The 10,455-nt window shown below is 66.0% G+C and carries 7 protein-coding genes and 1 pseudogene; 1 reads left to right on the forward strand and 7 read right to left on the reverse strand.

Annotated elements, in window-relative coordinates:
* The 7 genes and pseudogenes from QZY06_RS15305 to QZY06_RS15335 all read right to left on the reverse strand — a co-directional run.
* Positions 1-367: pseudogene (locus tag QZY06_RS15305) on the reverse strand (dipeptidyl carboxypeptidase II); the annotation flags it as partial.
* A gap of 128 nt (positions 368-495) precedes the next feature.
* Positions 496-1,584 carry a DNA polymerase IV gene (gene dinB, locus QZY06_RS15310; RefSeq protein ID WP_295685933.1) on the reverse strand — a complete coding sequence of 363 codons (1,089 nt, stop codon included), beginning with the start codon at positions 1,582-1,584 and terminating at the stop codon, positions 496-498.
* Between the two features lie 4 nt (positions 1,585-1,588).
* A complete protein-coding gene (locus QZY06_RS15315; RefSeq protein WP_295685934.1) occupies positions 1,589-2,584 on the reverse strand; it encodes an oxygenase MpaB family protein in 996 nt (331 codons plus the stop codon).
* A 42-nt stretch (positions 2,585-2,626) separates the two neighbouring features.
* Positions 2,627-4,624, reverse strand: coding sequence for a prolyl oligopeptidase family serine peptidase (locus tag QZY06_RS15320; protein WP_295685935.1), 1,998 nt, complete (start codon positions 4,622-4,624; stop codon positions 2,627-2,629).
* A 36-nt stretch (positions 4,625-4,660) separates the two neighbouring features.
* The gene (serA, locus tag QZY06_RS15325) at positions 4,661-5,896 is read right to left on the reverse strand and encodes a phosphoglycerate dehydrogenase (RefSeq protein WP_293397603.1); all 1,236 of its coding nucleotides are present in this window, start codon (positions 5,894-5,896) and stop codon (positions 4,661-4,663) included.
* 99 nt (positions 5,897-5,995) lie between these two features.
* A complete protein-coding gene (locus QZY06_RS15330; RefSeq protein ID WP_295685936.1) occupies positions 5,996-6,784 on the reverse strand; it encodes a thioesterase family protein in 789 nt (262 codons plus the stop codon).
* 50 nt (positions 6,785-6,834) lie between these two features.
* Complete coding sequence (locus tag QZY06_RS15335; RefSeq protein ID WP_295685937.1) at positions 6,835-7,650, reverse strand: SDR family NAD(P)-dependent oxidoreductase; 816 nt, start codon at positions 7,648-7,650, stop codon at positions 6,835-6,837.
* A 288-nt stretch (positions 7,651-7,938) separates the two neighbouring features.
* On the opposite strand from QZY06_RS15335, the gene QZY06_RS15340 reads away from it, so the two are divergent.
* On the forward strand, positions 7,939-10,455 hold a 2,517-nt coding region (locus QZY06_RS15340; RefSeq protein WP_295685938.1), incomplete at its 3' end, for a two-component regulator propeller domain-containing protein.

Genomic DNA, 10,455 nt, shown 5'->3' on the forward strand with positions numbered 1-10,455 from the left:
CCACTGTCTGCTGGATCTTCTGCATCTCCGGGTTGGTGTTGGTCGCATTCAGATTCGAGAACACGGTCAGCGCGCGGCCGAGCAAGACGCCGGATTTCTCCATCTCGACCACCGTGTTGTCGAAATTCGCCGCTTGCGGATTGGCGACGATTGCCGCGATCTCGGCCAGTTGATCACGCATGCCGGCTTCCAGCGCCGGCAGGAAATGCTCGTTACGGATCTGGTCGAACGGCGGGTATTGCAGCGGCAGCGGACTGGTCTGCATCAGCGGATTGGCCGCATCGGCGGTCGCTTCGGCGTGGGCCGGTGACCCGCAGGTAGACAGCATCAGACCAGTGACGACGGGCAGCAGATGGCGGGATTTCATGTTGGTTCGAAGATCGGTGAGCCGCGTTGCCCGGCAGGATGCGCCGGCGTCGCGAACCGGCTTGAGGCGAGTATGACCACAGCTTCCGGCTTTCTGCTGCAAGCCGCCTGCTGACGGACACGGCCTGCTCAGACGCTGGCGAACAGGTCCGGCTGGCTGGTCGGGCTCACGGCATCCGGCTCGCCGAAGTTGCTCAGACCGACGCCGACCAAGCGATAGCGGGCCTCGGCATCGGTCTCGACCCTTCCGCACAGCGCCAGCGCGATATCGGTGAGTTCCGCACAGCTCGCCGGCGGCTGCGGCGGGGTCAGGCTGCGGGTGAGAATCCGGAACTCACGGGTCTTCAGCTTCAGCACCACGGTGCGCGGGACACGTGGCGTCTTCATCGCCGCCGCCCAGGTTTTCTCGGCCAGCTGGCGGATCATCGGTTCGAGCGCGCTCAGCGGCACGTCTTCGGCGAAAGTGTCTTCGGCGGACACCGACATCACCGGCCGATCGGCGATCACCGGGTGCTCGTCGATGCCGCGCGCCAGCTCGTACAGACGCCGGCCATAGCGACCGAAGCGCGCTTCCAGCGCCGCCAGCTCCAGCCCGCGCAGATCGCCGACGGTGATCACGCCCAGCGCTTCGAGCTTGCCGTTCATGACCTTGCCGACACCGGGAATCTTGGCCACCGGCAGTGGCGCCAGAAAGGCTTCCACCTCGCGCGGCCGGATCACGTACTGGCCGTCCGGCTTGCGCCAGTCCGAAGCGATCTTGGCCAGGAACTTGTTCGGCGCGATGCCGGCAGACGCGGTCAGCTTGAGTTCCTCGCGAATCGCATCGCGGATCGCCACTGCGACCGCCGTGGCGCTGCCGAGGCCGGACCGGTTCTCGGTGACATCGAGATAAGCCTCGTCGAGAGACAGCGGCTCGATCAACGCGGTATGCCGGGCGAAGATTTCCCGCGTTGCCCGCGATACCGCGCGATAGCGAACGAAATCCGGCGGCACGAACACCGCATTCGGACACAGGCGCTCGGCGCGGATCGCCGGCATCGCCGAGCGGATGCCGTAGGTGCGCGCCTCGTAGGACGCCGCACAGACCACCGAGCGCTGGCCTTTCCAGGCGACCACCACCGGCTTGCCGCGCAGGCTCGGATCGTCGCGTTGCTCGACCGACGCATAGAACGCGTCCATATCGACATGAACGATCTTGCGTTGCGGCGCCGCGCTCATCGGTTCAGGCCTGCTTGCGGCGCGGCGTCCGGCGAACCGGACTCGGTGGCGGCAGCGCCGGGAAACTCCGCAGCGCAGTCAGATCGATACCGACTCGCCGGCAGGCACGCTGCGCGATGCCGTCGGTGAGCGCAGCGCGGAACAGCGGGCCAAGCGCATTCAGGCTGCGCGCGCCGGCCTGGTCGCGCAGACGCTGGAACAGCGAGCGTTCGATACGCGCGGCCGCCCAATCCGGCAGCAGCGCCGCACCGGCGCCAAGGAACAGATGCTTGGAGACGCCGGACATCGGGATCGGCAACTTCATGTCGGCCAGCACCGCGAGCACTTCCCGCGACCGATCGCTGAAGCGCAGATCCTTCTGTACGGACTCGAAATAGGCCGCGACCTCTGACACAGAGATCGGTACCTCGGCAGCGCCCAATGCGATCGCCACCTGGGCGTTCTCGGCGTAATAGCGATCCTGCACGGCCAGCGGCAGGTTCGGATCGGCATAGAGCAGATAGCCGCGCAGGAAGCTCGACACTTCGGTGACGTGCACCCAGGTCAGCAGCGCCGGATCGTTCGCTTCGTACGGCTGGCCATCTTCGGTGACGCCGCGCACCCGGTTGTGAATGCCGCGCACGCGGGCGATCAGGCGCTCGGCTTCGCCGGTCGGCGCGTAACTCGTGCCGGCGACGAACGCGGTGGTGCGACGCAGGCGGCCGATCAGATCGTGACGGAAATTCGAGTGATCCCAGACGCCAGCGAGTGCCGCCGGATGCAAGGTCTGCAGCATCAAGGCGCCGATGCCGCCGGCCATCATCGCCGGGAAATCGCCGTGGATGCGCCAGGTCACCGAATCCGGCCCGAACAGCCCCGGATCGCCCAGCGGCTGGTCGTACTCGATCGCCAACTGGGCATTGCGCGGGAACACGCCGATCACCCAGTTGCGCAGCCGGGTTTTCACCGGGCCGGTCAGGGCCGGCAGCAGCGATTGCTTCAGGCGATTCGGAGACTTCATGAGCGGCAGTCTACGGTCAGCTGCGCGGCACAGATGCGTCGATCAGGTCGGCGGCGGAAGGTTCTCGATCGCCACCGCTTCCAGCGCATCCGCGGGCTTGAAGCCGAGCACCCGACCGTAGAAGTACAGCTCTGCTTCGAGGCTGCGCTTGATCGCCGCCGCTGCGCGGAAGCCGTGGCCTTCGCCGAGGAACGGGACATAGGCAACGGGCAGGCCCTTGGCCTTGACCGCGTCAAACATCATCTGCGACTGGTTCGGCGGGACCACCTTGTCGTCCAGGCCCTGAAACAGGATCAGGGCGCTGGCGATCTTGTCGACGCTGTTGATCGGCGAGCGCGAGGCATACAGCGCCTTGTCGGCCGGATACGGACCGACCAGGCTGTCGAGGTAACGCGATTCGAACTTGTGGGTGTCGCGGGCCAGCACTTCGAGATCGCCGACGCCGTAATAGCTGGCGCCGGCCTTGAACACGCCGGGCCGGAACGCCAGCGCGCCGAGCGTGGTGTAGCCGCCGGCGCTGCCGCCGCGGATCGCCAGTCGATCGCCGTCGGCCAGGCCCTGGGCGACCAGATACTTCGCAGCGCTGACGCAATCGTCGATGTCGACCACGCCCCAGTTGCCATTGAGCCGACGCCGGTAGTCGCGGCCGTAGCCGCTGGAGCCGCCGTAGTTGACGTCGACGACGCTGATGCCGCGCGAGGTCCAGAACTGGATCGCGGGATTGAAGGTCGGCGTCGCCTGGCTGGTCGGGCCGCCGTGGCTGAGCACGATCAGCGGCGGGCGTTCGCCTTTCGGGCCGACATAGGCCGGATTGGCCGCCGGGTAGTGGAATGCGTAGGCGGTCTTGCCGCCGGTGGTCGGAAAGGCGATCGACTGCGGTTTCGACAGATAGGCCGATTCCACTTTCAGTTTGCTGCCGCGACGCAGTATCTCGAAACGGCTGGTCTTCAGGTCCAGCCGCACCAGCGAACGCGCTTCGCTGTCCGAGCCGCCGAGGAAGACGACAAAGCCGTTGCCGACCCGCAGTTCCTTGATCTCCTGAAACGGCGTCGGAATGTCCTTCAGCTTGCCGGTCTTGGGATCGATGATCGCCAGCCTGGCGATGCCGTTGGCGAGATAGCTGGCGACGATCCGGCCGTCCGGCAGGAAGCCGTAGCGGCTCATGCCGAACTCCCACTGCGGCTCGCCGAACTCGGCCTGTGCTTCGTGAATCAGCCGGGTCTTGCTGCCGTTCCAGCCGTACAGATTCCACCAGCCGTTGCGGTCCGATGCGAACACCAGCTCACCGCCCGGCGACCACTGCGGCTGGAAGACGGATTCATCTGCCGCGCCGGCCACGGTGCGGATATCGACGAGGTAGCCATCGGCATCGAAGCGGCCGACCTGCAGGATGGTGCCGTCCCAGGGCATGTTCGGGTGTGACCAGCTCAGCCAAGCCAGCTGCCGGCCATCTGGACTCAAGGTCGGCGACGAATAGAAATCGGCACCGCGCACCAAGGTGCGGATGACGTGCTCGCCTTCGAGGCCGATCGACACCAGGGTGTTGACCGCTTCGCTGCCGTCTTCGGGATGGGCTTCCCGCACCGCGATCATCCGGCTGCGCGGGCCATCGATCAGGCCATTGGCGAAACGAGCGCCGGCCTCGCCAGCAAAGAACTGCGGCGGACCATCCGGCGGCTGCAGGTACAGCGCCTGATCGTTGAAAGTGGCGGAGTAGGCGATGTGGCCGGCGACCGTGAAACTGCCGCCGCCGTACTCGTGGGCGCGGGTGCGGACGTTGAACGCAGCCGGCGTCATTTCAGCGACGAGGCCATCCGGCCGCTGCAGCATCAGCACGTTGCGCCCGCCTTCTGCCGGCCGGCCTTCGACCCAGTAGATGGAGTCGCCATCGAGCGCGACCTGGCCGAGCTTCAGCGACTCGGCAACGATCGCATCCGAGGTGATCGGCGACACCCAGGAACCGTAGGGCGCCGCCTTCGGTGCCGCCGTGGCGTTGCTCATCGCGAGCACTGAGAGCAGCAGGAGCAAGCCATTGCGCATACCGCTGTCTCCGCCCGAATCATCAGTAGTCGGCCCTCAGTAGAGCAGTCGCGTCCGCAAGGTGCCGGAGATCGCCGCCAGCTGGTCTTTCAGCTTCTCGGCCTGTTCATCGGCAGCGGCGATGTCGATAACCACGTAGCCGATGTTGCCGCTGGTCTGCAGGTACTGGCCTTCGATGTTGACGGCGCCGGCCGAGAACAGTTCATTGATCCGCGACAGCATGCCCGGACGGTTCTCGTGGATATGCAGCAGGCGATGGCTGTTCGGATGCTCGGGCAGCGACACTTCCGGGAAGTTGACCGCCGACAGGGTCGAGCCGTTGTCGCTGTAGCGAACCAGCTTGGCCGCCACTTCGATACCGATGTTTTCCTGCGCTTCCAGGGTCGAACCGCCGATGTGCGGCGTCAGGATGACGTTGTCCATGCCGATCAGCGGCGAGACGAACTTGTCGTCATTGCCCTTCGGCTCGACCGGGAACACGTCGACGGCAGCGCCGCCAACCTGGCCGCTGCGCAGTGCCTCAGCGAGCGCATCGATATCGACGACGGTGCCGCGCGAAGCATTGATCAGCAGCGCGCCGCGCTTCATCGCGGTGATCTCGGGCTGGCCGAACATCAGCCGGGTCGCCGGCGTTTCCGGCACATGCAGCGAAACGATGTCCGAGCGATGCAGCAGGTCATTGAGGCTGGCCGCCGGCATCGCATTGCCAAGCGCGAGCTTGGTTTCGATGTCGTGATAGATCACCCGCAGGCCCAGGCTTTCGGCGAGTACGCCGACCTGAGTGCCGATGTGGCCGTAGCCAACCAGGCCCAGCGTCTTGCCGCGCACTTCGAAGCTGCCGACGGCCGACTTCGACCAGCCGCCGCGATGGCATTCGGCGTTCTTCTCCGGGATGCGCCGCATCATCATGATCGCCTCGGCGATCACCAGTTCGGCCACCGAGCGGGTGTTCGAATACGGCGCGTTGAACACCGGAATGCCGCGCGCCTGAGCGGCCGCCAGATCAACCTGATTGGTGCCGATGCAGAAGCAGCCGATCGCCGCCAGACGGCGCGCTTCGGCAATCACTTCGGCGGTCAGCTGGGTGCGCGAGCGGATGCCGACGAAATGGGCATCGGAAATCGCCTTGATCAGCGCCGCTTCGGGCAGCGATTTCTCGTGGAACTCGATGTTCGTGTAGCCCGCCGCGCGGAAATTTTCGACGGCAGTCTGTGCAACACCTTCGAGCAGCAGGACCTTGATGTCCTGCTTCGGGAATGAGGTCTTTTTCATGGATTCCAGCTTCGACCGCGGTTGTGCGGGGCGCAATGATGCCAGCAGACGCGGTCGGGGTCAGCCGCAGCCTCGTGACTGACGATGCGGCGCTGTCGTTCAGCCGAAGATCACCACGCTCTGCCGGCTCAGCGCCACGGGCACGCCGCGCTCGTTGAACAAGGTTGCGGTCTGGCTGACATAGCCATCCGCCGCCGAGCTGACCACGGCATCCATCAGCCACGGCGCGGCCGGCTGATCCAGCGACGGCCCGAGGAATTCCAGCATCCAGCTCAGCGAACTGGCCGGCGTCGGCTTGCGGAACAGCGAGATGGCCGGCGACGGAATCGCGTCGGCAATCGCAATCGCCGCTGATTCGTCGATCGTCGCGATATCGCGCAGTTCCACCCAGATCTGGGTGCGCGCCTCCTTGCCGCCACAGAACGGGAACGCACCGCTCGCCCACTGCAACTTCAGGTGTTGCAGGAACGCTGGCGCGATCCCGGCAATGAACGGCATCAGCTGCGACTGCTCGGGCGGCTTGGCGGTGACCGGCGGCGGCGCGATGGCGATCGTCGATTCCCGGCTGGCGCCGAGCACCGCGATCATCAGCGCCGCCAGTTGCTCGCCGTCATAAAGCCGGGCCTCGACATGCATCGCCGACTTGCCCTGACGCAGCAGTCGCGCCTCGATGCGGACCTTGGCGGCCGACAGCGGCGCGATGAAAGTGACCTGCAAGGTTCGCAGCGGCGGCGCATCCGGCAGCAGTTCGCGGATTGCCCGCATCGCCAGTGCAGCCTGCAGACCGCCGAACAAGGTGCGGCCCTGTTCCCAATCGGCGCCGATGCTGGCGGTCCAGGCGCCGGGGCCGGCAGGTTTGAGGCTTTGCAGCGCTTCTTGAAAGGTCACCGGACAACTCGCGGATTGAGGAGTGCGAGCGATTTTGCCCGATCGGCGAATCAGACCTGCGTCTGCATCTGTCGCGCGATGCGCAGCGCGCGACGGCGGAAATAGCCGGCGATCAGCCGCAGCGCCGGGCCTGGCGCAACCGCGGTGGCGATGCCGAAACTGCGCGCCAGCCAGGTGGTGCGCCGTGCCCGGCGATGGATCACCGCGTCGACGATCCAGCCGGCCGCCTCGTCCGGCATCATCTGTTCGACGTGCTGGTAAGCCTCGGTCGGCGCGGTCATCGGCGTCTTGACCAGCGGGAAATTGATCGTCGACACGGTGATGCCATCGGCTTCGTGCTCGATGCGCAGCACCCGCGCGAAAGCATCAAGCGCCGCCTTGCTGGACAGATAGGCGGCGAAACGCGGCGAGTTCATCAGCGTGGCGACACTGGACACGTTGACGATGTGCGCCCCGCCCTGTTCGAGCAGCCGCGGCAGCAGATTCATGGTCAGCCGCACGGCGGCGAAGTAGTTGATCTGCATGGTCCGCTCGAAGTCGTGATGGCGACCGACCGACTCCCGCAGGCTGCGCCGGATCGAGCGTCCGGCGTTGTTGATCAGCACGTCGATGCGCGGATATTCGGCCAGCAGGCGAACGCAGAGCGCGTCCACCGAAGCACCATCGGCGAGATCGGCCGAATGAACCTCGGCACGGCCTCCAGCGGCCACGATGTCCGCCTGCACGCGGCGCAGTTCATCTTCGCGACGGGCAATCAGGCAAAGCCTGGCGCCACCCGCGGCCAGTTGCCGGGCGGCGGCTTCGCCGATGCCGCTCGATGCGCCGGTGATGACGATCACCTGATCCTGCAATTGCCGTCCGCTCATGCCGCCGTATTCCCCGTTTGCGATCGCGCTGAATGATGCACCGCGATGCTGCCAAACGGTCTTTTCGGCACGCCGAAGCGCGGCCGCAACCCGGATTGCCCGACACAACGGAGATGTACACTCAAGCCGTTTTAATAGACCTGAAGCCCCGCACGACGCCGTGCCCCCTGAACGAATGCCTGACCCTGGACCGCTCGTCGCTGGAAACCTGCCTTGCTGATTGACCGGCGATGCCGAAGCGCAATAGCGGCCAGCTGTCTGTGGCTGAGCGCGCACGCCTGGCTGCTGATGCCTTGCACCGCGCAGGCGGTTGCCGTCGACAAGAGCTTCCACAATTTCGTCCGCGACAGCTGGTCGATCGAACAGGGTTTGCCGCAGATCGGCGTTCTGTCGGTCGCCCAGGACGCTGACGGCTACATCTGGGCCGGCACGCTCAGCGGCATGGCCCGTTTCGACGGCGTCAACTTCGTCAACTACACGCCAGCCACCTCTCCAGGCCTGCCCGGCAACCAGGTGCAGACGATGCGCCTCGACAGTGGCCGCCGTCTGTGGATCGGCACCAACAAGGGCCTGGCCTGGTATCGCGACGGCCGCTTCGAGACGGTGCCGGTCGAGAATCCGCTGGCCAACGCCAATCTCGATATCCAGGATCTGCTGATCACCGCCACCGGCGACGTGATCTGCGCCACCTCGGCTGGCCTCTATCGGGTGGTCGACGGCAAGCTGCGGCAGGACCGCAACGTGCCCGGCCCTCTGTACTCGATCGTCGAAGCTGACGACCAGCGCTGGATCGGCGGCTGGGGCGGCGTCTACCGCAGCAACGGTGGGGATCCGGTATTCGAGGCCCTGCCCGGCCTGAATCTGCAGGACAGCGTGCAGCATCTGGTGACTTCCGGGCCGCGCCTCTGGGCCGGCACCAGTGGCGGCTTGTATCTGCGCGAGAACGGCGCCTGGCGGCGTTTCAGCGACAAGGGGCTGGGCAGCAAGGCGATCGGTGTGCTGCACGAAGATCGGGCCGGCAATCTGTGGGTGGGTACCGCCGGTGGGCTGATCCGGATTCGCGACGGCGCGGTCGTTGAACAGGTCGACAACGATCGCATGGGCACCCGCTGGGATTACCTCAGCGCTTTCGAAGATCGCGAAGGCAACCTGTGGTTCGGCAGCCGCACGCGCGGCCTGACCCGGCTGTGGAATGGCCTGACCACCCGCTATTCGACCACCGAGGGCCTGAATTCACCGCTGGTCTGGGCCGTCGAGCACGACAGTACCGAGCGCACCTGGGTCGGCACCGACAGCGGCCTGAGTCTGCTCGAGCGCGGCCGCTTCCGCAGCATCGTCGCTGGCAGCCTGTTGCCGGATCCCAATGTCTACAGCCTGCTGGTCGAAGACGACGATGTCTGGCTCGGCACCTTGAAAGGCCCGGCCCTGCTGCGTCACGGCGCGCTCGATGATCTGCCGCAGGTGCTTCGCCCGCTGGTCGGCCTGCGTATCAACGGCATCCTGCGCGATCGCGCCCGGCGTCTGTGGTTTGCCACCTCGAATGGCCTGTTCAGCTTTGCCGGCGGCGTGCTGAGTCGTTACGGCGAGGCCGAAGGCCTGACCGATCCCAGCGTCCGCCTGCTCTACCAGACCCGCGATGGCCGGCTGCTGCTCGGCACCCAGAACGGTCTCGCCGAATGGGCGTCCGGCATGGTCAACATGCTCGGTGGCAACAACGGCCTGCCGGCCGAGATCGATGTCACCGCAATCCACGAACTGCCCGATCGCAGCCTCGTGGTCGGCGTTGCCACCGAGCAGATCTTCGTCTCCGACGGCGAGCGCTGGACCGCTTTCAGCCACGATCAGGGCCTGCCGCAGAACTCGCCGTTCTTCATCACCGACGATGGTCGCGGCTATCTCTGGGTGGCCGGGCTACGCGGCCTGTATCGCCTGCCGGTCGGCGATCTGAGACCACGGAACGAGGGCGGACAACGACTGCTCCATGCCGAGGTCTACGGCAACGAACTGGCAGCACGCGGCACCGGCCCGCGCGGCGAGTGCTGCAACGGCGCCGGCAACAGCAAGGGCTTTCTCGATCGCGGCTCGATCTGGCTGCCGACCCGCGACGGCGTGCTGGTGGTGCCGACCGAAACCATGGCCCGCAATCCGGTGCCGCCGACGGTGCGCATCGAAGCGGTCAACACCGGCACTGGCTGGCTCAGCCTCGCGCAGTTCGCGGCCGAAAAACTGCCGCCGAGGGTTCGCGACCTGAGCTTCAAGTTCTCGGCACTGAGCTTCCAGAACCCTTACGCCGTGCAGTTGCAGTACCGCCTGCGCGGCTACGATCAGGACTGGCGCACGGTGACCGATCTGATGAGCCGCGATGCCGACTACACCAACCTGCCGCCGGGCGATTACACCTTCGAAGTGCGCGGCGCCAACAATGCCGGCATCTGGAGCCAGGTTCCCGCTTCGCTGCATTTCGCGATCGCGCCGAAATTCCACGAGACGCTGAGCTTCTACGCGCTGCTGGCCTTCAGTCTGCTGCTGGTCGGCTATGCCGGGCATCGCTGGCAACTGCGGGCGCTGAACCAGCGCCGCGCGGTGCTCGAGACCATCGTCGCCCAGCGCACCGATGCGCTGGCCATCGCCAACCAGCAGCTCGAGAAGGCCAGCTACACCGATGCCCTGACCGGCCTGCGCAACCGCCGCTACCTGCAGAACCAGTTGCCGCAGGATCTCGCCTTCTATCGCCGCAAGGGGCCGGACAGCTACAGCCCCGATCACATCCTGCTGTTCCTGCTCGTCGATATCGATCACTTCAAG

It is taken from the genome of uncultured Nevskia sp., assembly GCF_903885465.1.
Taxonomy (GTDB): domain Bacteria; phylum Pseudomonadota; class Gammaproteobacteria; order Nevskiales; family Nevskiaceae; genus Nevskia.